This window comes from Salmonella sp. A29-2, from assembly GCF_020150755.1.
Taxonomy (GTDB): domain Bacteria; phylum Pseudomonadota; class Gammaproteobacteria; order Enterobacterales; family Enterobacteriaceae; genus Salmonella; species Salmonella enterica.
In genome coordinates, this window is sequence record NZ_CP083731.1 from 678,635 (window position 1) to 703,415 (window position 24,781).

The following is a 24,781-nucleotide window of genomic DNA, read 5'->3' on the forward strand; positions in this document are numbered from 1 at the left end:
CAGGAATGAAAGTAAATCTGCCAGCGTTTGAACGTGCAGGCGTCATGGTTGTGGGTGATGTAATGCTGGATCGCTATTGGTATGGCCCCACTTGCCGTATTTCACCGGAAGCGCCGGTGCCCGTGGTTAAGGTAAATACCGTTGAGGAACGTCCGGGCGGCGCGGCGAACGTGGCGATGAACATTGCGTCTCTGGGAGCGAACGCCCGTCTGGTCGGCCTGACGGGTATTGATGACGCCGCGCGCGCGCTGAGCAAAACGTTGGCGGAGGTCAATGTGAAGTGCGACTTCGTTTCTGTGCCGACGCATCCGACAATTACCAAACTGCGCGTGCTATCACGTAATCAGCAGCTCATTCGTCTTGATTTTGAAGAGGGCTTTGAGGGGGTGGACCCGCAGCCGTTGCATGAGCGTATCAACCAGGCGCTGGGATCGATCGGCGCGCTGGTATTGTCCGATTATGCCAAAGGCGCTCTGACCAGCGTGCAGACTATGATTTCCCTGGCGCGCCAGGCGGGCGTGCCGGTGCTCATCGATCCGAAAGGAACGGATTTTGAACGTTACCGCGGCGCCACGCTGCTGACGCCAAACCTTTCTGAATTCGAGGCGGTTGCGGGGAAATGTAAAAGCGAAGACGAACTGGTTGAACGCGGCATGAAGCTCATTGCCGATTACGACCTTTCCGCGCTGTTGGTCACGCGTTCCGAACAGGGAATGACGCTGCTGCAACCGAATAAAGCGCCGCTACATATGCCGACGCAGGCGCAGGAAGTTTATGATGTTACCGGTGCGGGCGATACGGTGATCGGCGTGCTGGCGGCGACGCTGGCGGCGGGAAATACCCTGGAGGAGGCGTGTTATTTCGCCAATGCGGCGGCGGGCGTAGTGGTAGGTAAACTCGGGACGTCAACGGTTTCCCCTATTGAGCTGGAAAACGCAGTGCGCGGACGCGCGGATACCGGCTTCGGCGTTATGACCGAAGAGGAGTTGAGACAGGCCGTCGCCAGCGCGCGTAAGCGTGGCGAGAAAGTGGTCATGACCAACGGCGTTTTCGATATTCTGCACGCGGGCCACGTCTCTTATCTGGCGAACGCGCGCAAATTGGGCGACCGCCTGATTGTTGCGGTCAATAGTGACGCCTCGACTAAACGTCTGAAAGGCGAAAGCCGTCCGGTTAATCCGCTCGAACAGCGTATGATCGTGCTGGGCGCGCTGGAGTCAGTCGACTGGGTTGTCTCTTTTGAAGAGGATACGCCGCAACGACTGATTGCCGGTATTCTGCCGGATCTGCTGGTAAAAGGCGGCGACTATAAGCCGGAAGAGATCGCGGGCAGCGAAGAGGTCTGGGCCAACGGCGGCGAAGTCATGGTGCTGAACTTCGAAGATGGTTGTTCCACGACCAATATCATCAAAAAGATCCAGACCGAGAGCGAGAAGTAAAACCGCGACATCAGGCGTTACAGACGCGGCGGGCGCTGATTTTGAAGGCGCGTCGGACATTTTGTTTCGACGCGTATCTCGCGGTTGACGCTGCTTTTTTTTCGACCTAAAGTAAAGGAATAAGGGTGAGAGGGGATCTCTCCCCCCTCTGATTGGCTGTTAGTAAGCTGGGAAACTTATCAGTAACAGAACAATCAGTATGATGACCTGGTGCATCATAACCCTTTCCTTATTAAAGCCCCTTCCTCGGGAGGGGCTTTCCCGTTTCAGCCCCTTGCTGACATCGCGATTGTTGGTGAGTGGCCTGTCTGGCGCAAGGGCTTTATCCCGCCGATTTTGCGTTACTGGATCGCCTACGCAAAATGGCCTGCTGGTCATAACGCTTTGTACAGACAAGGTGGAAAAAAGATAAAAAAATCCCCGGCCTTATGGCCAGGGACAGGAGATATGGCGGGGGGTTATTGCTCTTTTACCGTTGCTTCGCGATTAATCTCATCCGTTGCCGATGAAACCAACGGCGTGGTCAGCGCCTTTAGCGAGCCGCCAGCGATGCCAATCTCGTTTAACAGCGAATCGATCAGCGGCGCCTGGGTACGATAGGTGAGCGCGGCAGATAACGCTTGTTCCGCCAGGTTTCCCCCGTTAGCGCCGCCAGCGGCGACGTCGCCCGCCGTCGCGCCGCGATTGAGGCCATCGACCTGAATAATCTTAATGCCGTCGATGGATTTCATCGGTTCAACAGACTTCTCAATAACAGCAGGCAACGATTGTAAGAGCGCTAGTTTAAATTTGAGGCTGGTTTGTTCGTCAGAAAGCACGTTGATAGCGTCATTCAGCGCCCGTTGCGCTTCGGCTTCCGCCAGACCTTTTTTACGCGTTGCTTCCGCCAGTTCGATGATGGCGGCGGCTTGCAATTCTGCCGCTTCTTTCTCTGCTTTTGCCCGAACGGTCAGTTCGACCGCTTTGGTTTCCGCATCCTGCGCCGCGGCGATCAGAGCGACCTGCTTGGCGCGATCCGCTTCGGCGGTCTGGCGGGTGGTTTCTACGTTTTGCTGAGCGCGAACCGCATCGGCCAGCGCGTCGTTGGCGCGCGCTTCCGCTTGCGATTGCTGCTCGGATTTGGCGGCAATGGCGATAGATTTCGTCTGGTTGGCGATTTCTGTCACCTGTTGCTGTTCGATCTCTTTAATACGTACTTCACGCTCGGCCTCAACTTTCCTGGACCGTACTGCTTGCTCACGTTCGATCTCCGTCTCCTGGATCTGCCGCTCAGCAAGAATGCGCGTCTGTTCTGCTTCACGATGGCGCTCGGCCTCAAAAGCGGCAATTTTGGCGTTTTGTTCGGCGGTGCGGGTTTTAACCTGTTGCTCCTGCTCCAGAGTCATAAAGGCTTCTTGTTGCTCGATTTCCAGCTTGCGTTCAAGCGCGTCGCGGTTCTTTTCACGCACCGCCACTTCCACATCCTGTTCCACTTCATTACGTTCACGACGGCGGCGTTCGGTTTCCTGCGTCAGTTTCGTCAGACCTTCGGCATCAAAGGCATTGTTTGGGTTGAAATGCTCTTTGGACGTTTGGTTAAAGTTGGTTAATGAGACGCTTTCCAGTTCCAGGCCGTTTTTCGACAAATCTTCCGCAACGGTGTTTTGTACGCCCTGAACGAAGTTTTCACGCGTGTCCTGTAGCTCATGCATCGTCATCTGGGCTGCGGTAGCGCGTAAGGCGTCAACGAATTTATCCTCAACCAGCATACGCAGATCTTCCGGTGACAGCGTTCGCTGGCCAAGCGTTTGTGCGGCGGTGGCAATACCTTCAACAGAGGGTTTTACACGCACGAAGAAAGCAACGACCACGTCAACGCGCATACGATCTTTGGTGATCAGGCTGTCGACGGTAGCACGGCTGACTTCAAGTTTTAGGGTATTCATATTGATCGGAATAATTTCGTGAAAGATTGGCATCACAATAGCGCCGCCGCTCATCACCACTTTTTGCCCGCCAAGCCCGGTACGGACAAACGCCTGTTCCGCAGATGCGCGGCGATAAAGGCGAGCAAAAATGATCCCGATAATTAGTAAGACGATAACCGCCACGATGGCGGTAAACATCCATGATGGCAATATGCCAAAAACATCATCCATTATGTAAGTTCCTCTCAATTAAACATAGAAGGTACGCTCAGCCAAATAACGCGTTGCGGAAAGTCGGCAGACAATCAGCACCTTGTCTCCTTTTTTAAATTCTTTTCCCTTTTCGGGTTCCAGCAGTAAATAGTGAATCTGGCCGAACTTATCGGTAAATTTTCCTTCGCAAGGTGTACCGGCGACGGCGGCGTGGCCGGTAATAATCGCCATGCCGCCGATAAATTCCTCTTCCCTGAGGGCGGAGCTTTCATCTCTGGGTAGCTAGGGCGCGAGGATTTTTCCGCTGTAATGCACGGCAAAGACCGACAGGACAATGCTTAACGGGACCAGCAGCAGATTGCTGAGCGGCGCCTGCCAGAGCATGATCCCGCCATGCTGGATGAGGATACCGAAGAGGCCGAAATAGCCGGCCAATAGACAGAGGACGACCAGGGCGGGAACGCGTCCAATATTCAGATAATGAAGCGCCTGGCCCGCAGGGCCGGATGACAGGGCGTCATAATGATCGAGATGGGCGTCGAGCGCGCCTGAAAGAAAGTGGCCAAAAATCAGAGAAATCATCTCCAGCACGCCGATAAAGAAAACGAACGCAATGGCAAACAGATAGGGGCTGTTATACTCCGCAAATAAGGTCATATTTTCTATCCTTGTCGCCGCCTTCAGAAGGGGGTTCGCGTGATAATTTTCATGCTTGTTATTTCACTGCGTTACAATATCATGTGACCCATATCTCCTTAAGTCCGAAAAGCGATTTATCCGTCGTTATCTTTGGTGAATATTGTGATTTTGCGCATTAAATTTGCGCACGTTATGTATAAAACCGCCGTACATATAGGGAAATACTGAAATTAGAAAAAGCATATAGCCTTAACAGAATTCAATAACTGGAGGGTATGCTGATGAACAACAATAACGTCTATTCACTAAATAATTTTGATTTTCTGGCGCGCAGTTTTGCCAGAATGCAGGCGGAGGGGCGTCCTGTTGATATCCAGGCGGTAACCGGCAATATGGACGAGGAGCATCGCGACTGGTTTTGCAAGCGTTACGCGCTTTACTGCCAGCAGGCGACTCAGGCGAAAAGGTTAGAATTAGAACACTAATGCAGGCTCCCTTATACAGGCGCAGGACATTATTCAGATCTTATATGAGCGGGCCGTCAGGCCCGTTCACGTTTTTACTCTTGTGGATCGACTGGCGGGATGGCGGGCGCAGGTTTTACTTCTTCAGGCTTGTCGCGAGCTTCCAGTTCGCTGAGGCGTTGCTCCAGCAGCGCCAGTTTTTCCCGGGTGCGCAGCAAGACCTGAGTCTGGACATCAAACTCTTCGCGGCTCACCAGATCGAGACGCGTCAGTTGAGATTGCAGCGTTTGACGGATTTTTTTCTCGATATCTTCCCCGAACTCGCGAATACCTTTCGGCATTGACTCATGAACCTGGCGTGCGATTTGCTCAATTTTTTTCGGGTCAATCATTGTGGTTTCCCTGAACTGGTAAGTGTTAGCTCTTATTGTAGTGCTATATGTGGACGCCATAAACCAGAATTGTGTGACGTCATACGGAGTAAAGGCGTTGATGAAGGTAATCAATAGCGTTATAGTTAACCCGCTTATTCTCAGGGCGGGGCGAAATTCCCCACCGGCGGTAAATCAGCGATGTTTAACGCATTTCTCATCACGGCGCGCCGTGACGTAACGCGGAGAGCAGGTTGAAAGCCCGCGAGCGCTTTTTGCCATAGCGAAAAGGTCAGCAGATCCGGTGTAATTCCGGGGCCGACGGTTAAAGTCCGGATGGGAGAGGGTAACGATCCAGTCGGGCATGGACCCGCTCACGTTATTTTTTTGCCGCTTGTCGGCACTCCTAAGACTGCCCTGATTCTGGTAACCATAATGTTAATGAGGTTTTTTTACCATGAATCAGACGCTACTTTCCTCTTTTGGTACGCCTTTTGAACGTGTTGAACTTGCACTGGATGCGCTGCGTGAAGGACGCGGTGTGATGGTGCTTGATGATGAAGATCGTGAAAACGAAGGCGATATGATTTTCCCCGCAGAGACGATGACCGTAGAACAGATGGCGTTAACCATTCGTCACGGTAGCGGTATTGTTTGCCTGTGTATTACTGAAGACCGTCGTAAGCAGCTCGACTTGCCAATGATGGTGGAAAACAACACCAGCGCCTACGGCACCGGTTTTACCGTGACCATTGAAGCCGCAGAAGGCGTGACCACCGGCGTTTCCGCCGCTGACCGTGTCACTACGGTGCGTGCGGCAATTAAGGATGGCGCAAAACCGTCCGATCTTAACCGTCCGGGGCACGTTTTCCCACTGCGCGCTCAGGCGGGCGGCGTGCTGACGCGCGGCGGTCATACGGAGGCGACCATCGATCTGATGACGCTGGCCGGTTTTAAACCTGCAGGTGTACTGTGCGAGTTGACTAACGACGATGGGACGATGGCGCGCGCGCCGGAGTGTATCGCGTTTGCAGGCCAGCATAATATGGCGGTAGTCACGATTGAAGATCTGGTGGCTTACCGCCAGGCGCATGAGCGCAAAGCCAGCTGATCGAACGGATCATGGTTGAAAAAAGCCGATGAGATGTCATCGGCTTTTTTGTATTCCTTCGGTGCCATATCGTTCAGTTTCAAAGAACGACGAATAAGCTGAATGGTAAAATTATTGTGAGAAAAGCAGAGGCCTGAATGCAGACCTCTGCTTTGGTTTATCTATTCAGGTTATTTTCCTCTGGCCAGTTTCAATGCCCAGGCGCCGCTCATCACCAGCAGCAGAATCAGGCACAACCCAAAGGCCAACATACATGCCTGCGCCATGTTCATAAAGTGCCAGGGCGGAAGCAGATACCAGCCTTCGGACTGCTGGTAGAGATCGACAAACCACTGCTGTACGCTACTGAGCGTTACGCCATCAGGGACGATAGGCGCGTCATAACCGCAGTCTCCGGTAGGTTTAAACCACTCCGGTGCCCATTCCGCCAACGGTAAGTTGAAAGGAAAGGTCGGGTCAGTCGAACATCCTTGCACGCCAAAAAGTGAATCGGGGTCCGCATTATGTACCGCATGATGGATACCATTAAGCTTAATAGAAAACTTAATGCCCATAATGCTGCCATAAAACGCCGCGATGCAGCCAATCAGCTTCAGCACGATATTTTTGGGATTTATCGCCGCAATCACCCCGCCAATTACCATCACAAACATCGCGTAACGAATGTAAACACACTGTTCGCACGGCGCCATGTAGAGATAGATTTGGAAGAACGAGTGCGCCAGGATAATTAACCCTCCCATCGCGATGGCCATTAACAGCCACAGAAAGCGCTGTTCCTGCCATCTCACCAGCGTATCTACTGGTCTTGCGCGTAGGTCTCGCCATAATCCCTTAATAAAATCCATAATCGTTTCCCTGCTTATTTTTTAGTGGCCAGTTCCCGAACGAGTTCAGCCATAGAATCGATGGATTTGATGTTTTTGGTATAGATAAGGTACTTGCCGTTGACGACGTAAGCCGGAACACCCTGAATTTTGGCAACGTCATAGGCGGCTTTCCATTTTTCCAGAGTCTCCTGAACGGCAGGATCTTTCAGCGCCGCTTCAAAATCAGCCTGGCTCATGCCTGCGGCGTCCAGCCCGGTTTTAATAAATGCCGCCGGATCTTTCCCATCTGACCAGCGCTCTTTCTTATCATGGTAAGCCGCATACCAGGCGAACTTCGCTTTTTTGAATTGTGATTTAGCATCAAATAACGAAATCCCGGCAGCTTTATCTTTGGCGATCAGGACTGCAAATACTTCGCTGGCCTGTTTGCCATATTCGCCTTTTGTTTCCAGGTGGAACGGAGTGAACGTAACGAGATCGGCTACTTTATCAGAAACCGGACCTGTTACGGCTTTGTCATATTTGTAGCAGAAAGGGCAGGCGTAGCTAAATACCTTAATCAGCGTTTTATCCGCATTAGGAATCGGTTTCTCCAGAACCATATAATCTGTGCCCTCGGTAAAAGCCGATGCCGCAAAAGGAGTGACCAATGCCGCGGTTAATACTACGCTTTTAAATAAAGAGGTAATCCATTTAGATGACATATTAATTCCTTCCCGTTATTTATTTAAACATTTGCGTTGGATGAACCAGTAATGCACGATAGTGAGTCTGGTTGGGTTTATCCGACAGCACATCAATTTCAACTTTCACTTCTTTCGTTTTATAGTCAATCTCATTCAGTTTGCCGACTGTGGGTTTACCAACGTCGAACAGGTTAATAGAACCGCCAAAGCCGAACATGGTGTCGCGGTCTTTTTGATATTCAACAACCGAGGTAATAGGACTATAGAAATCATATCCACGTTCTTTACCGTATTCCCAAACTTGTTGTACGGTGCCTTTCTTCTCATCGATCTTATATTCGACAAAACGGGAATATTTCATGGTCGGTAGAGCCGGTTGCTCCAGGCCGCGACCATCGCCGTTATCAAAGACCGTTAACGTGCCTTTGCTGGAAAGCCATGCCGTATGTTGGGTATAGGTGAAATCGAAATCGGTGTCCTTACACTTGCCGTTTTCGTCACAGGTCAACGGCTTACCATGATCGTCTACCGGTTTCAGCAATTTACTGGCTAGCTGCTTATTCCAGCCTTTAGACGGTGCCAGTATCCATTTCACCTGCTTATCGCGACCAATTTTTACAATACCCTGATGGCGGGAAGAAAGGATGATGGAGTCGTCTTTCGCGTCATAAGCGATAGAGTTGACGTGCGCCCAGTTACGACCGGCACCAACGCCAAGCGCATCGCCATACGGCGTATCCGGTTCGAGTTTCGCCTGCTGTCCGGCATGGGCCAGATCGACGTTCACGCATACTGCGCCCGCATCCAGCGCGCCGAGCAGCGCATCACGCATAGGGTCGAGGATTTTGGTTAAATCCCAAACGTCTACTACGCGGCCAGACTTATCAACCTCAATGATTTGGTCACGAATCGTATGAACATGTATGCCGTCTTCTTTGCGGTAATCGCGTTTGCCGACGCGCAGCAGTACGGTGCCGTTCACGGTTTCGATGGATTCATGAGACGCATCCAGGAACCCGCGCGGCAGTTTGTGATCGGCAAGAATTTGCCCCATCATGTCAAACTCGTACCAGTGTTGGCCCTGCACCGCGGTAAAGGTGCCGCGAGGCGTTTCACGAATACCCATCAGATAGCCGCGTTTGTTGATATTCATATCGTGGCCGTCGTAGAAGGTATCTTGATCCAGCCACCAGCGGTATTCACCCTGGGTGTCGACTACAAACGTATAAGGGGCGATATCGAAAGGCAAAGCCCCGCCCGCCGGACCGGCATCAAGAATGCCCGCATTTTTATCTTTTTCGCCATGCCAGTGAAATTCAGCGCCCTGCGGCGTAAAGGTATGGGTATTTACCAGATAAAGGCGATCTTCAAATCCTGGCGCGACTTTAATAACTTTCGTTTGCTGGAGATCTGAAATAGAACGGTTATCCATATAATGGTTGACGATGGCGGACGTCTGCACCACATAGTCATCCTTCATGGCTTTGCCGTTTTCTTTATATTCTACCGTGACGTTGTTGGCAAATTTCTGATAAAGACCAAAAATAGGAATACCGTCATAGGTTTCTAAAGATTCTTTCCCAACGGTATAAGTAACGGGAACGCCTTTTTCCCCTTTGCCATGTACAGTAACTTTAACGTCTGAAATAACATGGCTATCTAATTCCACCAGTGCGGTGAGAGGGGCATTACCGTAAGGATCGACAACGACTGCGCCTAATTTCCCTGCGGGCTGCGCCGGTTGAAAACCTGCGGCAAACGTACTGGCTGCGGTGAGTCCGCATGTCAGTGCGACGGCGCCGGCAAGTATTGTTTTCCGGTATTGGTCAAACATGGATATATCTCCTTATATACAACTTCTAAATATAATACTTCTGAATATACTATGTTTTTATGAATAATAAATGAGGTAAATGATTGGTCTTTAAATATAAGTCATGATGCTGTTACTTATTTTAAAGTATATTCTGTATCAATATTTTTTAATTGCCTGAGTGAGTCGATAGTAGGAGTGTGATATTTTAAGAACAATATAAATTAGTACGAAGTGTGATCTTATCGACATTGTTTTCTGCTTAATACCTCTTTCATTATTGTGTTTCACCACTGATTTATATGATCAAAATCATTTATTTGTTCCACAAATATGCCAGTATATGAATACGTCAAAATAAGGGTATGTAAAATTTTAACGTTAAATGTTTAGTGATGTTAAATTTTAAGGGTAAAAAGGATGTTTATTGCCTGGTATTGGATAATATTAATCGTTCTGGTGGTAGTAGGGTATATTTGCCATATGAAGCGTTATTGCAGAGCGTTTCGGCAAGACAGAGATGCATTACTTGAAGCGCGAACGAAACGTTTTCGCCAGACGAGCGAAGGCGGCAGCGTGATGAATGAGCAGAAATAGCGCATATCCTTGACGGGCAGCCGGATGTTGCCTGGCTAAAGGCCTGCATCCGGCGCGACGTTTCTCTTAACCGATACCTATCGTCTGCAAAATGACGAGACTAAGCCCCATGATGGACATACCGCAAAGCACGCCATAGCTGGGGTTATTGTTAGGATCGATCTCTTTTGCCAGCGGCATCAGTTCATCGACGGAGAGCGCCACCATAATACCGGCGACTGCCGCCATGATAGCCGCCATAACGATCGGTGAAACCAGGCTGCCCAAAATCAGCCACGCCAGCACGCCGCCAAGAATTTCCGCCATGCCGGAGATACCGGCCCAAAAAATCGCGGTACGTTTTGAGCCCGTCGCGGCATAAACCGGGCCGGCAACCGCCAGACCTTCAGGAATATTGTGCAACGCCACCGCCAGTGCGATGCCGAAACCCAGTTCAAGATTGCTGCTGGCAGTGACAAAGGTGGCGATCCCTTCCGGAAAGTTGTGCAGGCTAATGCCGAGCGTCAATAAAATCGCAGTGCGTTTTATCGAGCCGGGAAGCGGCTGCTGCCTTTTTTGCATCAGATCCTGCGGATGAGCGTGAGGAAGCAGGCGGTCCAGCCCGAAGTAGCCCAACAGGCCGATAATAAACATTCCGTAGCCCAGTACGGGCGACATTCCCTCGGTATCAAGCGCGGCGGGCAGCATCTCCATCAGCGAGATGAGCAGCATGATCCCTGCGGCGAAACCCAGCGAAAAAGCCAGCACGCGGTTAGACGGTTTTTGGCCGAGAACGCCAAGAAACGCGCCAATAAAGGTGGCGGCGCCCGCCAGTAAGGTCAGAATAAGTGGTACTGACATCCATTACTCCTTATCAATTTGCCGTCCGAACCTGACCTTCAAAATAACTGATGATCTTCATCATAGTTATCTGAGTTCTTCCTCTGTGAAGAAAGCGTATGGTGATGTTAACAAAATGTCTTTCCTGTAAGGATAACATCATGTCTTTAACGTGTATGCCAGCATTGTTTTTGGGGCATGGCAGCCCGATGAACGTGCTGGACGATAACGATTATACCCGCGCCTGGCGGCGATTGGGGGAAGCCCTGCCGCGACCACAGGCGATAGTGGTGGTGTCGGCGCACTGGTATACCCGTGGGACGGGCGTCACAGCGATGGAAAGGCCGCAAACTCTCCATGATTTTGGCGGTTTTCCGCAGGCGCTGTATGACACGCATTATCCGGCCCCGGGATCGCCTGCGCTGGCGCAGCGTCTGGTTGAACTGTTGGCTCCCGTTCCCGTCGCGCTCGATAAAGAAGCGTGGGGATTTGATCACGGCTCCTGGGGCGTATTGATCAAGATGTACCCGAATGCGGATATTCCGATGGTGCAGCTTAGTGTTGATAGTACCAAACCGGCGGCATGGCATTTTGAGGTGGGCCGTAAACTGGCGACGCTGCGTGACGAAGGTGTGATGCTGGTGGCCAGCGGGAATGTGGTTCATAACCTGCGGACTGTGCGTTGGCACGGTGACAATATACCGTATCCCTGGGCGGCGTCATTTAATGACTTTGTGAAAGCCAATCTGACGTGGCAGGGGCCGGTAGAACAGCACCCGCTGGTGAATTATCTGCAACATGAAGGGGGGGCCTTATCGAACCCGACGCCGGAGCACTTTTTGCCTTTGCTGTATGTACTTGGCGCCTGGGACGGGAAGGAACCTATCACCATCCCGGTCGACGGTATTGAGATGGGCAGTATAAGTATGTTGTCGGTGCAGGTGGGGTAGGCCGGATAAGGCGCTGAATGATTGCCCGATGGCGCTACGCGCATCGGGCTTACAGGAGAATCTATCCTTCGACAAAAATATGTGGATAGAAGCGGGAGAGATCCTGGGTGATCAGCGCCCGATCTTCACGGATACCAATTCCGGCGGGCTGATCGTTAATCAGCCAGCTACCAATCAGGGTGTAACTGTCGCCGAATTTTGGCAGCGGATAGAACTGTTGCACGATCATACCCTCTTCGCCATACGGGCCTTCCACGGATTCGATCGTTTTACCGTTCTCAATAATCGATACGTTCGCCCCTTCGCGGGAGAAGATCGGTTTCACGACATATTTATCCATTGGCGGATGTTCGTCTTCGGCGAAATACGCAGGCAACAGATTCGGATGGTCCGGGAACATCTCCCACAACAGCGGCAACAACGCTTTATTGGAGATAATGCTTTTCCAGGCCGGTTCCAGCCAGCGCACGCCGGCATCTTCCAGCTTGGTGGAAAACATCTCGCGCAGCATAAATTCCCACGGATAGAGCTTGAACAGGTTCGCAATGACCTGATCCTGCAGATCCGTAAATTGGCCTTTTTCCCCCAGACCAATATCGTCGATATAGAGAAATTCGGTGGCGATTTCCGCTTCGGCCGCGCAGTCCTGTAAATACTGAATGGTGCCGCGATCCTCAACCGTATCGCGACAGCAGGTGAGATGCAGCAACTGAAAACCGTACTGCTCGCGAAGTTCAGCAAAGCGTTCAATCAGCTTTTCCTGCAGGCTATTAAACTGATCGCTGCCTTCCGGCAGATTGCCCGCGTTGATCTGATCTTCCAGCCAAATCCACTGGAAAAACGCCGCTTCATACAGCGACGTTGGCGTGTCGGCATTATTTTCGAGCAGCTTAGGCTCGCCGATGCCGTCCCAGGCCAGATCGAGGCGGGAATAGAGCGACGGTTGTTGCGTTTGCCAGGACTGGCGAACAAAACCCCAGGTATGTTTTGGAATACGAAACTTCGTCATCAGCTCATCGCTGGCGATGACGCGTTCTACTACCTTGAGGCACATCTGGTGCAACTCGGCGGTAACGTCTTCCAGTTTTTCCACCTGGGCGAGCGTTAACTTGTAATAAGCGTCTTCACACCAGTACGGTTCACCATACATAGTGTGAAAATTAAACCCGTATTCAGTCGCTTTATCGCGCCAGTCCGGGCGCTCGGTAATACTGACTCTTTCCATGCGTATCAGCCGCCCATCGAACGTGTTGAAGTACCGGCAGCGCTACGCTGCATGGTGCTCTGTTTGGCGACGGATTCGCCAAAACCGCCGCGGGTAACGGTTGTTGTGGTGGCAGGTTTCGGCGCCATCGCGGTTTTCGGTACGGTCATTGTCCGGCCCGGTTGCGCCGCGCCGTAGTTTTTACCTGCCGCATCGGTATATTTGCCGTATGCAGGGCTGGCCGGGTTTTTCGAGCTAAACAGCGGCTGTTGCGCAAAGCCTGCGCCGCCGCCCATCAGACGCCCCATCATGTAACCTGCCATAAGCGGCATCCAGAAACTGCCGCTGGATTGTTGGGCCTGCGCCTGATTTTCCGGCGCCATGCCAGCCTGTGCGGGCGCTTGCTGGCACTGGCCTTCGCCAAACTCAGCGACGCAATCTTCGCGTGTAGCGTACTTAGGCGCAGTACGTTCGGCCTCTTTCAGCGCATTGTTATACGCGGTTGTACACTCCGCGCTTTTGCCCGGATTCGCCGCTGAACAGTCATCAGCGTTTTGATACAGCGATACGGTTTCATCGCTTTTTTCACAGCCAGCCAGCATAAAAACAGCCGTAACCGCCAGGGCGACCGGCGTTAAATGCCGCGCGCTCCAGCTTTTGCGAAATGATGCGTGATGGATGGATTTTGTCCGTTTCATATTTGTCTTCCAGGACCCAGTGGTAAATACAACATGCGTTCAGAATAGAGGATGACTGGTCGAAATTGAAGCGAGAAAAGGCGAGAATGCGGCGGAATAGCAGGATCTTTACGTTGTCTTACGTTCAGGCGCGGCTTTATGACAGGTAGCGCCGCGCTTACCAGACCTACAAGGGCATAGGTCTGATAAACGCAGCGCCAGCGAATAACTTATCAATGCCGGAATGGATTGCCGTTATTGCTGTTGGCGCGAGCGGCGGTCGGCTGTACTGCCGGCGCGGCGCTATGAGCATTATAACCGTCTGCGGCAGCATCCTGCTCTGGCGTTTCCGGCGCTACGCTTTCCGGCGACGTCGGGATAGGTTTACCCAACGTACTGTTAAGCGCGAGCAGATCCTGCTCGTTCAGCGTACCGAGCGCATATTTGATATTTAACTGATTAATCAAATAGGTATAACGCGCGTTGGCCAGTTGCTGCTTGGCATCATACAGAGTGGTGGTGGCATCCAGTACGTCAACAATGGTACGTGTACCGACCGAGTAACCGGCTTCCATTGCATCCAAAGAACTTTGCGCGGAAACGACTGCCTGTTTATACGCGTTGATGCTGCTGATGGAGGCGTTAATATTGTTAAAGGAAGAACGTACGGTCTGCACCACGCTACGGTGCGCGCTTTCCAGCTGTTCGCTTGCGCCGACGAAGTTATACTGCGCCTGTTTTACCTGCGAGTTAACCATCCCGCCTTGATACAGCGGCAGGGAGAAGTTCAGGCCGATTTTATTCTGCCCCATGTTGCTATCGTCGTACTGGGTGGAGTTGGTTTTAGAACCGCTATAAGAGGTATCAGAAATGCCGGTTGAGGCCGTTAAATTCAGCGTCGGCAGATGGCCATCCTGCGCCTGACGGATTTGCTCGCGCGCCAGATCCTGACTTAAACGCGCCTGCAACAGCGACAGGTTACGGTTTTCCGCTTCCTTCAGCAGCGCATTAACAGCTTTAGGCTTGTCGGTTTTAAAATGTTCGACGTTAAGCGACGCCAGCTCCGGGTAATAATTGCCGGTTACCTGGCGCAGCTCTTCTACCGCGTTATCCAGGTTGTTGCGGGCGGTCACTTCATTCGCCAGTACGGTATCATATTGCGCACGGGCGTTTTGCACGTCGGTAATGGCGACCAGACCCACGTTAAAACGTTGCGTCGTTTGATCTAACTGACGGTAGATAGCCTCTTTTTGCGCCTGGGTATAGGAAAGCACATCAATAGCGTTCAATACCTTAAAATACGCGTTCGCGGTATTGAGGATCAGCGTCTGCTGATCGGTCTGATAGGTGACATCCTGAATGCCTGCTGCTTTTTCTTGCAGGGTGAGCCCACGCCATTTCGACATATCAAATAGCGTCTGCGTTAATTGCAGGGAAGCGCTGGTTTCATTGGAGTTGATACCGTTCGCATCGCGATAACCGTTGCTGTAGGTGTAGTCGGCACCTAAACCCAGTTGCGGCAGTAAAGGACTACGCGCTTCGTTAATTTTTTCGAATGCAGCATCGCGATCGGCAGCGGATTTACGCAATTCCGGGTTGCTCAGGCGTGCTTGCTGATAAACTTGCATCAGGTTCTCTGCCTGGCTTAGTGTGCTGAACCCCGACAGGCTCAGGCCGATAAGGATGGGGAGCAATTTCTTCATTTGCATTCCTTGTTGTGAAGCAGTATTTAGCGCTGATCAATTTGTAAAAATAATTGCTGATTCTAGCAGAATCCGCCACTGCAAAAAGTTGGCGTTACGTGCCATACGAGCCTTAATTGGCACCAATTTACCACAAGGGTGATAAAACAGCAGTCAACCACCCTTGAAATTCATCATTTAATCATTATTGCTAGCAGGGCAGCACAATGCGTAAATCAGACAACTTGCCAGTTACTTTCACCAAAAGCGATGTAGAAATTATTGCACGGGAAACGCGCTATCGCGGTTTTTTTTCATTGGATGTGTATCGATTCCGCCATCGTTTATTCAACGGAGAAATGAGTGGCGAGGTAAAGCGCGAAATTTTTGAGCGCGGGCACGCCGCCGTCTTGCTACCCTTTGACCCTGAACGTGACGAGGTGGTGCTGGTCGAACAGATTCGTATTGCCGCGTATGACACAAGCGTTACGCCGTGGCTGCTGGAGATGGTCGCCGGCATGATAGAAGAAGGCGAAACCATTGAGGCGGTCGCCCGGCGGGAGGCGATGGAAGAAGCGGGGCTGACCGTAGGCCGCACCCGACCGGTCATCAGTTACCTGGCGAGCCCAGGAGGAACCAGCGAGCGCTCATCTATTCTGGTGGGTGAAGTGGACGCCACGACCGCGGCAGGTATTCATGGTCTGGCGGATGAAAACGAAGATATTCGGGTTCATGTGGTAAGCCGGGAACAGGCATACCAGTGGGTAGAAGAGGGGAAAATCGACAACGCAGCCGCAGTCATCGCTTTGCAATGGCTTCAGTTGCATCATCAAGAGTTAAAAAACGAGTGGAAAAAATGAAGCGTTATACACCTGACTTCCCAGAAATGATGCGTTTGTGCGAAACCAATTTTTCGCAATTGCGCCGCCTGCTGCCGCGCAATGACGCCCCCGGTGAAACGGTGAGCTATCAGGTGGGCAACGTACAATATCGGTTAACGATTGTGGAATCGACCCGATACACTACGCTTGTAACGATCGAGCAAACGGCGCCAGCCATCACCTACTGGAGCCTGCCGTCGCTGACGGTGCGCCTCTACCATGATGCGATGGTGGCTGAAGTGTGTTCAAGCCAGCAGATCTTTCGCTTCAAAGCGCGGTATGATTATCCAAATAAAAAGTTGCATCAACGCGACGAAAAGCATCAAATTAATCAGTTTCTGGCCGACTGGCTACGATTCTGTTTAGCACATGGAGCGATGGCGATTCCGGTTTATTAGCGTCGTGAAACCTAAGGACACCATTTGGAAAGCCTGTTAACCCTACCTCTGGCTGGTGAGGCCCGAGTCAGGATTTTACAAATTACAGATACTCACCTGTTTGCCGAAAAGCATGAAACGCTGTTAGGCGTCAATACCTGGGAAAGTTACCAGGCCGTGCTGGAGGCTATTCGGGCGCAACAGTATGAATATGATCTGATCGTGGCCACCGGCGATCTGGCGCAGGATCAATCCGCTGCGGCTTATCAGCATTTTGCTGAGGGTATCGCAAGCTTTCGCGCGCCTTGCGTTTGGCTACCGGGCAATCATGATTTTCAGCCGGCAATGTACAGCGCGCTGCAAGAGGCGGGGATTTCCCCGGCTAAACGCGTGTTAATCGGTGAACAATGGCAGATTTTGTTGCTGGATAGCCAGGTGTTTGGCGTTCCGCATGGCGAACTGAGCGAGTTCCAACTGGAATGGCTTGAGCGTAAGCTCGCCGATGCGCCAGAGAGACAGACATTGCTCCTGTTGCACCACCATCCGTTGCCGGCAGGGTGCAGTTGGCTGGATCAGCACAGCTTGCGTAATGCTGGTGAGCTGGATAGCGTGCTGGCGAATTTCCCGCGTGTAAAGTATCTGCTATGCGGACATATTCACCAGGAGCTGGATCTCGACTGGAACGGACGGCGTCTGCTGGCGTCGCCGTCAACCTGCGTACAGTTCAAACCGCACTGCGCGAACTTTACGCTGGATACTATCGCGCCGGGCTGGCGTACGCTGGAGCTCCGGGCGAACGGCGTCCTGGAGACGGAAGTGCATCGCCTGCAGGATACCCGGTTCCGACCCGATACCGCTTCGGAAGGATACTGATGTCTACGCTTCTCTATTTGCACGGATTCAACAGTTCCCCTCGCTCGGCAAAAGCGTGCCAGCTAAAAAACTGGCTGGCGGAGCGTCATCCGCATGTTGAGATGATCGTCCCTCAACTACCGCCGTATCCTGCCGATGCGGCGGAGTTGCTGGAGTCTCTCGTGCTTGAGCATGGCGGTGCGCCATTAGGGCTGGTAGGATCGTCGCTGGGTGGTTATTACGCCACCTGGCTGTCGCAATGTTTTATGCTGCCGGCTGTGGTGGTGAATCCCGCCGTGCGGCCCTTTGAATTACTAACCGACTATCTCGGTCAGAACGAGAACCCCTACACCGGGCAGCAATATGTGCTAGAGTCTCGCCATATTTATGATCTTAAAGTCATGCAGATTGACCCGCTGGAAGCGCCGGACCTGATCTGGCTACTGCAACAGACGGGCGATGAAGTGCTGGATTACCGCCAGGCGGTGGCATATTACGCCTCCTGCCGTCAGACAGTGACCGAGGGGGGTAATCACGCATTCACGGGCTTCGAAGATTATTTCAACCAGATTGTCGATTTTCTTGGACTGCACAGTTGCTGACAATCAATTCGAATTGCTAATTAAACCATGACGCAAACTTATAACGCTGATGCCATTGAGGTACTCACTGGGCTTGAGCCGGTACGCCGCCGCCCGGGGATGTACACCGATACGACCCGCCCCAACCATTTGGGTCAGGAAGTGATTGATAATAGTGTGGATGAAGCACTGGCAGGTCACGCCAAACGCGTGGATGTCATTTTACATGCCGATCAATCGCTGGAAGTGATTGACGACGGACGCGGGATGCCGGTGGATATCCATCCGGAAGAGGGGGTTCCGGCGGTAGAACTGATCCTCTGTCGACTTCATGCCGGCGGTAAATTCTCCAATAAGAACTATCAGTTCTCTGGTGGTCTGCATGGGGTGGGGATTTCGGTAGTGAATGCCCTGTCAAAGCGCGTGGAAGTGACCGTGCGCCGCGACGGTCAGGTCTATAACATCGCGTTTGAAAACGGCGAAAAAGTGCAGGATTTGCAGGTTGTCGGCACCTGCGGTAAACGTAATACTGGCACCAGCGTGCATTTCTGGCCGGACGAAAGTTTCTTCGACAGCCCGCGTTTTTCTGTCTCTCGCTTAATGCACGTTCTGAAAGCAAAAGCGGTGCTGTGTCCCGGTGTGGAAATCACTTTTAAAGATGAAGTGAATAACAGCGAGCAGCGCTGGTGCTACCAGGATGGTCTGAACGACTATCTGGGCGAAGCGGTAAACGGCCTGCCGACGCTGCCGGAAAAGCCGTTTATCGGTAATTTTAACGGTGAAACGGAAGCGGTTGACTGGGCGCTATTGTGGCTGCCGGAAGGCGGCGAATTACTGACGGAAAGCTACGTCAACCTGATCCCGACCATGCAGGGGGGGACGCACGTCAACGGTCTGCGCCAGGGCCTGCTCGACGCGATGCGCGAATTTTGCGAATACCGCAATATTCTGCCGCGCGGCGTCAAACTGTCGGCGGAAGATATCTGGGATCGCTGCGCTTATGTGCTCTCCGTGAAAATGCAGGACCCGCAATTTGCCGGGCAGACCAAAGAGCGTCTGTCGTCGCGTCAATGTGCGGCATTTGTTTCCGGCGTGGTGAAAGATGCTTTCAGCCTGTGGCTGAACCAGAACGTGCAGGCGGCGGAACAACTGGCAGAGATGGCGATTGCCAGCGCGCAGCGGCGACTGCGCGCCGCAAAAAAAGTGGTGCGCAAAAAGCTCACCAGCGGTCCGGCGTTGCCGGGGAAACTGGCGGACTGTACCGCGCAGGATCTTAATCGGACCGAGCTGTTCCTTGTGGAAGGGGATTCGGCAGGCGGTTCCGCCAAGCAGGCGCGCGATCGCGAATATCAGGCGATCATGCCGCTCAAAGGTAAGATCCTTAACACCTGGGAGGTCTCTTCCGATGAAGTGCTGGCCTCGCAAGAGGTGCATGATATTTCCGTGGCGATCGGTATCGATCCGGACAGCGACGATCTGAGTCAGCTGCGCTACGGCAAGATCTGTATCCTGGCGGATGCGGACTCCGATGGTTTGCATATCGCTACTCTGCTTTGCGCGCTGTTTGTCAGACATTTCCGCGCGCTGGTGAAGAATGGTCATGTCTACGTCGCGCTGCCGCCGCTATACCGTATCGATTTGGGTAAAGAGGTCTATTACGCGCTGACGGAAGAAGAGAAGGCGGGCGTACTGGAACAACTGAAGCGTAAGAAAGGCAAGCCGAACGTACAGCGTTTCAAAGGCCTGGGAGAAATGAACCCGATGCAGTTACGCGAAACCACGCTTGATCCGAATACTCGCCGCCTGGTGCAGCTCACCATTAGCGATGAAGACGATCAGCGTACTAACGCGATGATGGATATGCTGCTGGCGAAGAAACGTTCTGAAGATCGACGCAACTGGCTACAGGAAAAAGGCGATCTCGCGGATCTCGACGTGTAACGGTTGTTGCACACTTTATCCGGTCTGCGCGGCGCAGGCCGGATAAGCGAATCCGACATGACGCCGCAGCCTGATGGCGACACTTGCGCATCGCATCAGGGCGACGTCAGACGAGGGTAATAACTTAAACGCCGGATTCCAGAATACGAATATTCATTTCCAGCACATCGTCTTTTACCGCGTCGCTATAGGCTTTCATATGCGGGGTTTGCAGATGCGCCTCAAGGTGCGCAACGCTTTCCCACTGTTCAATCATCACGATCGAGTCAGGCGCCAGAGTCTGAAAACTCACGCCCGCGGCATGATCCACCATCGGTGCGTAACCGTGGCACCCCTCTTCTTTAAGAACGGTTGGAATAATTTTCGCAAACTGGTCGAGGACGGCCTGACGGTGATGTTGGCCCGGACGTGTGCGAATTTCGGCAATGACGGTAAGCATGGTTAACTCCTTCTAATTCCAGGATGACCAGTTAAGCAAAAATTTCGCTCAGATGCTTGCGATATTCTGCGGTATAGCGCGGAACATCCGGCATTTTAATCACGTCGTTGGCAATAAACGTTGGCAGCGCGTCCATGCCCAGGAACTGGTTGGCTTTATGGAATGGCAGATAGACGCCATCTACGCCTACGCCGTGGAAAAATTGATCTTTTTCGGTAAATGCTTCCATCGGCGCGTTCCACGTCAGTGACAGCATATATTTTTTCCCCTGCACCAGACCGCCGGAACCGTACTTTTTAGCGGCATCGGAACGCGTGCGGCCATCGCTGGCATAGAGCGTGCCGTGACCTTCGGTAAAGACATCATCCATATATTTTTTTACTGTCCATGGCGCGCCCATCCACCAGCCTGGCATCTGCCAAATCACCACGTCAGCCCAGACGAAATTCTGCACCTCTTCTTTAATGTCATAGTCGCTGTCGGCGCGGACGATCTTAACCTGATGACCCAGATCGCGCAGAAGCCCATCGGCAACTTCGGTCAGGGTGTCATTCAACTGGCCGTTGGAGTGCGCGAATTTTTTCGCCCCGTTGATAATCAGGATGTTACTCATTTTGTGTCCTCAAGAAATGCGTTTGCTGCTGATTCTACGCTGACGGGCGGTGCGGTGAAATTAGCAAAATGTGCAAAGTCTTTTGCGTTTTTGGCAAAAGTCTCTGTTACCAACTTACTACGGCCTCAAATCCACCTTCCGCGGCGTTGCCAAACGACACCGTCATGCCGTGCAGCGTAGCGATGCGACGGACGATTGATAATCCCAGACCGCTGCCGGTCACACTTTGGCCTGGCGGGCGGTAAAAACGCTCGCCGATATGCGTCAGAATCTCTGGCGCTACGCCGGGGCCATTATCTCTGACGGTGAAGCTGCGGGCATGTAAGGTAACGTCGACGACGCTGCCCTGCGGACTGTAGCGAATCGCATTATCCAGCAGGTTACGTACTAACAGGCTTAAGAGTAGCGGCTGACCGGTACGTATGACGTCATGGGCGTTAAGCTGTAAACGCACGTCGATATTCGCCTGCTGCGCCGGATGATAAATATCCATTACCGCGGACTGCAGCAGCTCTTCCAGCGAAATCTCCGCTACATCCTGCAAATTATTGAGCGAGTCGAGACGCGATAACGTCAGTAGCTGATCGACCAGCCGCGTGGCGCGATCGATCCCCGCATGGAGCTGGGTCAGCGCTTTATCACGCGATAGCGGATCGTCGCCCGAGAGCTGCGCCACCTCGGTTTGTACTTTCAGCGCGGCCAGCGGGCTGCGCAATTCATGGGCGGCGTCGGAGGTAAATCGCCGTTCGCGCACCATCATGGAGTGGATGCGGCTAAAAAGCTGATTAAGCGCTTCGACCAGTGGGCGAACCTCGCTCGGTACGCCTTTGGCGTCGAGCGGCGTTTCCGATTCCGGCGACCGGAAGCGTAGCGCCTGCGCCAGTTTTTTCAACGGTCTGAGCTCGCGGTGAAGCAGGAGCAATAAAATCAGCAGCATGAAGGGAAGGGCGATCAGCCACGGCGTTAATTGCGCCGCTACGATCGCCAGCGCCATATCTTCGCGGTAATCCCACTCCTGACCGACGACGATACGATACTTGCCGTCCGCCGAGTTCAACCACAAAAAACGCCAGAGGTCGTTGTCATCCTTCAGATAGCCATTGTCGAAACCTTCCCGGCGATAGCGATACGGAATATCCTGGCCGTTGTCGCCATCATGCAGCAACATTTTGCCGTCAGCGGAAAAGATGGCGAACGCCAGCGCATCGTCATCGATATGCCCATGTTTTAATTTCTTTGGCGTATGCGCCATGCGCTGCGGGGCGTTGATCTCGTTAAGATCGAGGGTGCTAAGCCGTCTGGCGAACAACATCAACTGTGTGTCAAACAGCTCGTCGACATTATCCGTCGTCTTTCTCCAGGCCACAAAACTGGAGATTGCCCAGGTGATGGAGACCAGAATCAGGAAAATAAGCGTCAGCCTGACGCGCAGGCTGAGACGTTGCGTCAATTTCATGCGTCACCCAGGGTGTAGCCGATGCCGTGTACGGTGCGAATAAATTCGCTGCCGAGCTTGCGGCGTAAATGATGAACATGGACTTCCACTGCATTGCTGGACACGTCGTCATCCCAGTTATACAGCTTCTCTTCAATAAGCTTGCGCGGCAGCACGCGACCTTTGTTGCGCAGTAAGAGTTCCAGCAACGCGAACTCTTTTGGTTTTAAGGCCAGCGGTTCGCCGGCAAGCGTCGCGACGAGATTGCCTGGATTGAGCGTCACCTGGCCGTGGCGCAATTCGCTACTGGCCTGACCGCTGGCGCGGCGTACCAGCGCCTCCAGACGGGCGGCGACCTCAATGAGCGCGAAAGGTTTACATAAATAGTCATCGGCGCCCAGACGTAGCCCCTCGACGCGCTCTGCTAACGCGTCACGCGCCGTCAGGATCAGTACCGGTTCCTGTTTACCCTTTTCGCGCCATTCGCGCAAAATATCCCGTCCGTCCATGCCTGGCAGCGTCAAATCTAAAATAACCGCATCATAAGGCGCGCTGTAAAGCGCCTCTTTGCCCGGACGTCCCTCGGTAAACCAGTCGACGCTGAAACCCATTTTACTCAGGCCCGCTTTTATGCCATCGCCAATAAGTGTGTCATCTTCTACCAGTAAAATTCGCATCTGTTCTTCCTTGCGGTAACTCGCGTTACCGTCAGTTAACCTTGTCGCCGCAGGCGATGTACAGAAAAAAAGATTCTTTTTTTGCCTTAAGAAGTTGTTAAGGATTACCTTATTAAATGGATCTGAAACGACATGAAAGGGAAAAGTAATCATGAAAAAATTAGCTGCAATCGTTGCCGTTATGGCACTGTGTTCTACCCCGGTTCTGGCGGCTCAGCAGGGCGGTTTCTCCGGCCCGTCGGCGACGCAAACGCAAGGCGGCGGATTTGTCGGCCCGAACGGCAGCAGCACGACGGTAGAGAGCGCTAAATCGCTGCGTGACGATGCGTGGGTAACGCTGCGCGGGAATATCGTCGAGCGCATTTCCGACGACCTGTATGTGTTTAAAGATGCGACCGGTACTATCAATGTGGATATTGACCACAAGCGCTGGAACGGCCTGACCGTAACCCCGCAGGATACCGTTGAAATTCAGGGTGAAGTGGATAAAGACTGGAACTCTGTCGAAATCGACGTAAAACAGATTCGTAAAGTGAATCCGTAATCCCACATTGCGCAAGATCGGTCAGGATTCACAGCCGCCCGGTGGGCAGAATAGGCCACAAGGAGGCAGTGATGAATGACCTGATCAGCGCGGCTTATTCCGAACGTCTGCGGCGCGTTTGCGACCACATTGAGCGTCATCTGGATGAGCCTCTGTCGCTTGAGGCGTTAAGCCGGATGGCGCACAGCTCGCCGTTTCATTTTCACCGGCAGTTTACCGTCTGGAGCGGGCTTCCGCTCTATCGCTATATCCAGTGGCTGCGTTTGCGCCGGGCGTCATGGCGGCTGGCGTTTAATCCGCAAGATAAAGTTATCGATATCGCGCTGGATGCTGGATTTCAGAATCCGGAGTCGTTCACACGTGCTTTCAAAACCGCGTTTGGTCAAAGCCCGTGCCGGTTTCGGCAATCGCCGGACTGGCTGGCCTGGCACCAACGCGTTCCTAAACTTGCGTTACAGGAGCAGCATGTCATGGACGTAAAAATTGTTGAATTTCCACCTACCCGCGTCGCGATGCTGACGCATCTGGGGCATCCGGATAAGGTCAACGCCAGCGCGGCGAAATTTATTGCATGGCGGCGCGAAACGGGCCAGTCGCCGATTGCCAGCAGTCAAACTTTTGGTATTGCCTGGCACGACCCGCAGACGACGCCGCCGGATCAATTCCGCTTTGATATCTGCGGCAGCGTCCACCAGCCGATAGCCGAAAATGACGTTGGCGTGGTGAATAGCGAGATTCCTGGCGGGCGCTGCGCGGTGGTACGCCATCAGGGATCGCTCGACAGCCTCCCGGAGAGCGTGTGGTATTTATTCCGCGAATGGCTACCGGCCAGCGGCGAGACGCTGCGCGATTTTCCGGTCTTCTTCCAGTACCTGAATTTCGTCCATGAGGTGGCGGAACATGAGCTGCTGACGGATATCTATCTGCCGCTTCGTTAACTTCCTCGTCACCTGGCTCACGGTTTGTGACTCAGACCGTGAGATAGGGTATTATCTGCGGCAATATTGCCGTCCGAACGGTCAGCATGCAGATTGAGGAT

General features: G+C 52.7%; 26 protein-coding genes, 1 pseudogene and 1 riboswitch. Of the genes and pseudogenes, 12 read left to right on the forward strand and 15 right to left on the reverse strand.

Annotated elements, in window-relative coordinates:
- Positions 1-5 precede the first annotated feature (5 nt).
- On the forward strand, positions 6-1,439 hold the full coding sequence (hldE, locus tag K8W53_RS03305) for a bifunctional D-glycero-beta-D-manno-heptose-7-phosphate kinase/D-glycero-beta-D-manno-heptose 1-phosphate adenylyltransferase HldE (RefSeq protein ID WP_000867682.1): 1,434 nt from the start codon (positions 6-8) through the stop codon (positions 1,437-1,439).
- Between the two features lie 159 nt (positions 1,440-1,598).
- Here the strand turns inward: hldE and K8W53_RS03310 are convergent, their stop codons facing one another.
- From K8W53_RS03310 to K8W53_RS03320, 3 genes and pseudogenes are all read right to left on the reverse strand, one after another.
- Positions 1,599-1,658 carry a type I toxin-antitoxin system Ibs family toxin gene (locus tag K8W53_RS03310; protein WP_192936148.1) on the reverse strand — a complete coding sequence of 20 codons (60 nt, stop codon included), beginning with the start codon at positions 1,656-1,658 and terminating at the stop codon, positions 1,599-1,601.
- A 239-nt stretch (positions 1,659-1,897) separates the two neighbouring features.
- A complete protein-coding gene (locus tag K8W53_RS03315) occupies positions 1,898-3,577 on the reverse strand; it encodes a flotillin family protein (RefSeq protein ID WP_000342879.1) in 1,680 nt (559 codons plus the stop codon).
- A gap of 18 nt (positions 3,578-3,595) precedes the next feature.
- Positions 3,596-4,216, reverse strand: a pseudogene (locus K8W53_RS03320) (OB-fold-containig protein).
- Between the two features lie 257 nt (positions 4,217-4,473).
- Here K8W53_RS03320 and glgS point away from each other — a divergent pair.
- Entirely contained in the window at positions 4,474-4,683 is a 210-nt protein-coding gene (gene glgS / locus K8W53_RS03325) for a cell surface composition regulator GlgS (RefSeq protein WP_000928927.1), read from the forward strand.
- Positions 4,684-4,757: 74 nt separating this feature from the next.
- On the opposite strand, the gene ubiK is transcribed toward glgS, so the two are convergent.
- Complete coding sequence (gene ubiK, locus K8W53_RS03330; RefSeq protein WP_000566824.1) at positions 4,758-5,054, reverse strand: ubiquinone biosynthesis accessory factor UbiK; 297 nt, start codon at positions 5,052-5,054, stop codon at positions 4,758-4,760.
- A 132-nt stretch (positions 5,055-5,186) separates the two neighbouring features.
- Positions 5,187-5,385, forward strand: a riboswitch (FMN riboswitch).
- A gap of 105 nt (positions 5,386-5,490) precedes the next feature.
- Between ubiK and ribB the strand changes: the two genes are divergently transcribed.
- The gene (gene ribB / locus K8W53_RS03335; protein WP_001076978.1) at positions 5,491-6,144 is read left to right on the forward strand and encodes a 3,4-dihydroxy-2-butanone-4-phosphate synthase; all 654 of its coding nucleotides are present in this window, start codon (positions 5,491-5,493) and stop codon (positions 6,142-6,144) included.
- Positions 6,145-6,314: 170 nt separating this feature from the next.
- Here ribB and dsbI read toward each other — a convergent pair whose 3' ends face one another.
- The 3 genes from dsbI to K8W53_RS03350 are packed head-to-tail and all read right to left on the reverse strand — an operon-like array spanning position 6,315 to position 9,494.
- A complete protein-coding gene (gene dsbI / locus K8W53_RS03340) occupies positions 6,315-6,992 on the reverse strand; it encodes a protein-disulfide oxidoreductase DsbI (RefSeq protein ID WP_000345576.1) in 678 nt (225 codons plus the stop codon).
- Positions 6,993-7,006: 14 nt separating this feature from the next.
- Positions 7,007-7,678, reverse strand: a complete 672-nt coding sequence (locus K8W53_RS03345) for a thiol:disulfide interchange protein DsbA/DsbL (protein WP_000096230.1) — start codon at positions 7,676-7,678, stop codon at positions 7,007-7,009.
- 19 nt (positions 7,679-7,697) lie between these two features.
- A complete protein-coding gene (locus K8W53_RS03350; protein ID WP_000460265.1) occupies positions 7,698-9,494 on the reverse strand; it encodes an aryl-sulfate sulfotransferase in 1,797 nt (598 codons plus the stop codon).
- Positions 9,495-9,893: 399 nt separating this feature from the next.
- Here K8W53_RS03350 and K8W53_RS23890 point away from each other — a divergent pair, with 399 nt between their 5' ends.
- Positions 9,894-10,070 carry a hypothetical protein gene (locus K8W53_RS23890; RefSeq protein WP_052939280.1) on the forward strand — a complete coding sequence of 59 codons (177 nt, stop codon included), beginning with the start codon at positions 9,894-9,896 and terminating at the stop codon, positions 10,068-10,070.
- Between the two features lie 66 nt (positions 10,071-10,136).
- Here K8W53_RS23890 and zupT read toward each other — a convergent pair whose 3' ends face one another.
- On the reverse strand, positions 10,137-10,910 hold the full coding sequence (gene zupT / locus K8W53_RS03355; protein WP_000115871.1) for a zinc transporter ZupT: 774 nt from the start codon (positions 10,908-10,910) through the stop codon (positions 10,137-10,139).
- Positions 10,911-11,050: 140 nt separating this feature from the next.
- On the opposite strand from zupT, the gene ygiD reads away from it, so the two are divergent.
- On the forward strand, positions 11,051-11,839 hold the full coding sequence (gene ygiD / locus K8W53_RS03360; protein ID WP_001520560.1) for a 4,5-DOPA dioxygenase extradiol: 789 nt from the start codon (positions 11,051-11,053) through the stop codon (positions 11,837-11,839).
- 61 nt (positions 11,840-11,900) lie between these two features.
- Here the strand turns inward: ygiD and K8W53_RS03365 are convergent, their stop codons facing one another.
- The 3 genes from K8W53_RS03365 to tolC form a co-directional block, all read right to left on the reverse strand.
- Entirely contained in the window at positions 11,901-13,064 is a 1,164-nt protein-coding gene (locus tag K8W53_RS03365; RefSeq protein ID WP_000442833.1) for a glutathionylspermidine synthase family protein, read from the reverse strand.
- 5 nt (positions 13,065-13,069) lie between these two features.
- Positions 13,070-13,741, reverse strand: coding sequence for a DUF1190 family protein (locus K8W53_RS03370; protein ID WP_000831528.1), 672 nt, complete (start codon positions 13,739-13,741; stop codon positions 13,070-13,072).
- Between the two features lie 212 nt (positions 13,742-13,953).
- Positions 13,954-15,429: an outer membrane channel protein TolC gene (gene tolC, locus K8W53_RS03375; protein ID WP_072100461.1), complete on the reverse strand. Its 1,476-nt coding sequence runs from the start codon at positions 15,427-15,429 to the stop codon at positions 13,954-13,956.
- A gap of 200 nt (positions 15,430-15,629) precedes the next feature.
- Between tolC and nudF the strand changes: the two genes are divergently transcribed.
- From nudF to parE, 5 genes are read left to right on the forward strand one after another with little or no spacing between them, the layout of a single operon-like run.
- Positions 15,630-16,262, forward strand: coding sequence for an ADP-ribose diphosphatase (gene nudF / locus K8W53_RS03380; protein ID WP_001231950.1), 633 nt, complete (start codon positions 15,630-15,632; stop codon positions 16,260-16,262).
- Entirely contained in the window at positions 16,259-16,681 is a 423-nt protein-coding gene (locus K8W53_RS03385; RefSeq protein ID WP_000833404.1) for a DUF1249 family protein, read from the forward strand. The genes nudF and K8W53_RS03385 overlap by 4 nt, the downstream gene beginning before the upstream one ends.
- Positions 16,682-16,705: 24 nt before the next feature.
- Positions 16,706-17,533 (forward strand): 3',5'-cyclic-AMP phosphodiesterase, encoded by an 828-nt coding sequence (gene cpdA / locus K8W53_RS03390; protein WP_000444735.1) that lies wholly within the window; start codon positions 16,706-16,708, stop codon positions 17,531-17,533.
- Positions 17,533-18,114, forward strand: coding sequence for an esterase YqiA (yqiA, locus tag K8W53_RS03395; RefSeq protein ID WP_000105725.1), 582 nt, complete (start codon positions 17,533-17,535; stop codon positions 18,112-18,114). The genes cpdA and yqiA overlap by 1 nt, the downstream gene beginning before the upstream one ends.
- A 27-nt stretch (positions 18,115-18,141) precedes the next feature.
- On the forward strand, positions 18,142-20,034 hold the full coding sequence (gene parE / locus K8W53_RS03400; protein WP_000195318.1) for a DNA topoisomerase IV subunit B: 1,893 nt from the start codon (positions 18,142-18,144) through the stop codon (positions 20,032-20,034).
- Positions 20,035-20,158: 124 nt separating this feature from the next.
- On the opposite strand, the gene K8W53_RS03405 is transcribed toward parE, so the two are convergent.
- The 4 genes from K8W53_RS03405 to qseB form a co-directional block, all read right to left on the reverse strand.
- Positions 20,159-20,473 carry a putative quinol monooxygenase gene (locus K8W53_RS03405; protein WP_000958587.1) on the reverse strand — a complete coding sequence of 105 codons (315 nt, stop codon included), beginning with the start codon at positions 20,471-20,473 and terminating at the stop codon, positions 20,159-20,161.
- Between the two features lie 31 nt (positions 20,474-20,504).
- Positions 20,505-21,086 carry an NAD(P)H-dependent oxidoreductase gene (locus tag K8W53_RS03410; RefSeq protein ID WP_000065416.1) on the reverse strand — a complete coding sequence of 194 codons (582 nt, stop codon included), beginning with the start codon at positions 21,084-21,086 and terminating at the stop codon, positions 20,505-20,507.
- Positions 21,087-21,192: 106 nt separating this feature from the next.
- Positions 21,193-22,542 carry a quorum sensing histidine kinase QseC gene (gene qseC / locus K8W53_RS03415; protein ID WP_000779328.1) on the reverse strand — a complete coding sequence of 450 codons (1,350 nt, stop codon included), beginning with the start codon at positions 22,540-22,542 and terminating at the stop codon, positions 21,193-21,195.
- Complete coding sequence (qseB, locus tag K8W53_RS03420) at positions 22,539-23,198, reverse strand: quorum sensing response regulator transcription factor QseB (protein WP_001221574.1); 660 nt, start codon at positions 23,196-23,198, stop codon at positions 22,539-22,541. The genes qseC and qseB overlap by 4 nt, the downstream gene beginning before the upstream one ends.
- Before the next feature lie 151 nt (positions 23,199-23,349).
- Here qseB and K8W53_RS03425 point away from each other — a divergent pair, with 151 nt between their 5' ends.
- The gene (locus tag K8W53_RS03425; protein ID WP_000731552.1) at positions 23,350-23,742 is read left to right on the forward strand and encodes a YgiW/YdeI family stress tolerance OB fold protein; all 393 of its coding nucleotides are present in this window, start codon (positions 23,350-23,352) and stop codon (positions 23,740-23,742) included.
- Positions 23,743-23,813: 71 nt separating this feature from the next.
- Positions 23,814-24,680 carry an AraC family transcriptional regulator gene (locus K8W53_RS03430; RefSeq protein ID WP_023202733.1) on the forward strand — a complete coding sequence of 289 codons (867 nt, stop codon included), beginning with the start codon at positions 23,814-23,816 and terminating at the stop codon, positions 24,678-24,680.
- Positions 24,681-24,781 lie beyond the last annotated feature (101 nt).

Coding starts and splice junctions, on each gene's coding strand:
- hldE (WP_000867682.1), top strand. CDS start 6: ATGAAAGTAAATCTGCCAGCGTTTGAACGTGCAGGCGTCATGGTTGTG.
- K8W53_RS03315 (WP_000342879.1), bottom strand. CDS start 3,577: ATGGATGATGTTTTTGGCATATTGCCATCATGGATGTTTACCGCCATC.
- glgS (WP_000928927.1), top strand. CDS start 4,474: ATGCTGATGAACAACAATAACGTCTATTCACTAAATAATTTTGATTTT.
- ubiK (WP_000566824.1), bottom strand. CDS start 5,054: ATGATTGACCCGAAAAAAATTGAGCAAATCGCACGCCAGGTTCATGAG.
- ribB (WP_001076978.1), top strand. CDS start 5,491: ATGAATCAGACGCTACTTTCCTCTTTTGGTACGCCTTTTGAACGTGTT.
- dsbI (WP_000345576.1), bottom strand. CDS start 6,992: ATGGATTTTATTAAGGGATTATGGCGAGACCTACGCGCAAGACCAGTA.
- K8W53_RS03345 (WP_000096230.1), bottom strand. CDS start 7,678: ATGTCATCTAAATGGATTACCTCTTTATTTAAAAGCGTAGTATTAACC.
- K8W53_RS03350 (WP_000460265.1), bottom strand. CDS start 9,494: ATGTTTGACCAATACCGGAAAACAATACTTGCCGGCGCCGTCGCACTG.
- K8W53_RS23890 (WP_052939280.1), top strand. CDS start 9,894: ATGTTTATTGCCTGGTATTGGATAATATTAATCGTTCTGGTGGTAGTA.
- zupT (WP_000115871.1), bottom strand. CDS start 10,910: ATGTCAGTACCACTTATTCTGACCTTACTGGCGGGCGCCGCCACCTTT.
- ygiD (WP_001520560.1), top strand. CDS start 11,051: ATGTCTTTAACGTGTATGCCAGCATTGTTTTTGGGGCATGGCAGCCCG.
- K8W53_RS03365 (WP_000442833.1), bottom strand. CDS start 13,064: ATGGAAAGAGTCAGTATTACCGAGCGCCCGGACTGGCGCGATAAAGCG.
- K8W53_RS03370 (WP_000831528.1), bottom strand. CDS start 13,741: ATGAAACGGACAAAATCCATCCATCACGCATCATTTCGCAAAAGCTGG.
- tolC (WP_072100461.1), bottom strand. CDS start 15,429: ATGCAAATGAAGAAATTGCTCCCCATCCTTATCGGCCTGAGCCTGTCG.
- nudF (WP_001231950.1), top strand. CDS start 15,630: ATGCGTAAATCAGACAACTTGCCAGTTACTTTCACCAAAAGCGATGTA.
- K8W53_RS03385 (WP_000833404.1), top strand. CDS start 16,259: ATGAAGCGTTATACACCTGACTTCCCAGAAATGATGCGTTTGTGCGAA.
- yqiA (WP_000105725.1), top strand. CDS start 17,533: ATGTCTACGCTTCTCTATTTGCACGGATTCAACAGTTCCCCTCGCTCG.
- parE (WP_000195318.1), top strand. CDS start 18,142: ATGACGCAAACTTATAACGCTGATGCCATTGAGGTACTCACTGGGCTT.
- K8W53_RS03405 (WP_000958587.1), bottom strand. CDS start 20,473: ATGCTTACCGTCATTGCCGAAATTCGCACACGTCCGGGCCAACATCAC.
- K8W53_RS03410 (WP_000065416.1), bottom strand. CDS start 21,086: ATGAGTAACATCCTGATTATCAACGGGGCGAAAAAATTCGCGCACTCC.
- qseC (WP_000779328.1), bottom strand. CDS start 22,542: ATGAAATTGACGCAACGTCTCAGCCTGCGCGTCAGGCTGACGCTTATT.
- qseB (WP_001221574.1), bottom strand. CDS start 23,198: ATGCGAATTTTACTGGTAGAAGATGACACACTTATTGGCGATGGCATA.
- K8W53_RS03425 (WP_000731552.1), top strand. CDS start 23,350: ATGAAAAAATTAGCTGCAATCGTTGCCGTTATGGCACTGTGTTCTACC.
- K8W53_RS03430 (WP_023202733.1), top strand. CDS start 23,814: ATGAATGACCTGATCAGCGCGGCTTATTCCGAACGTCTGCGGCGCGTT.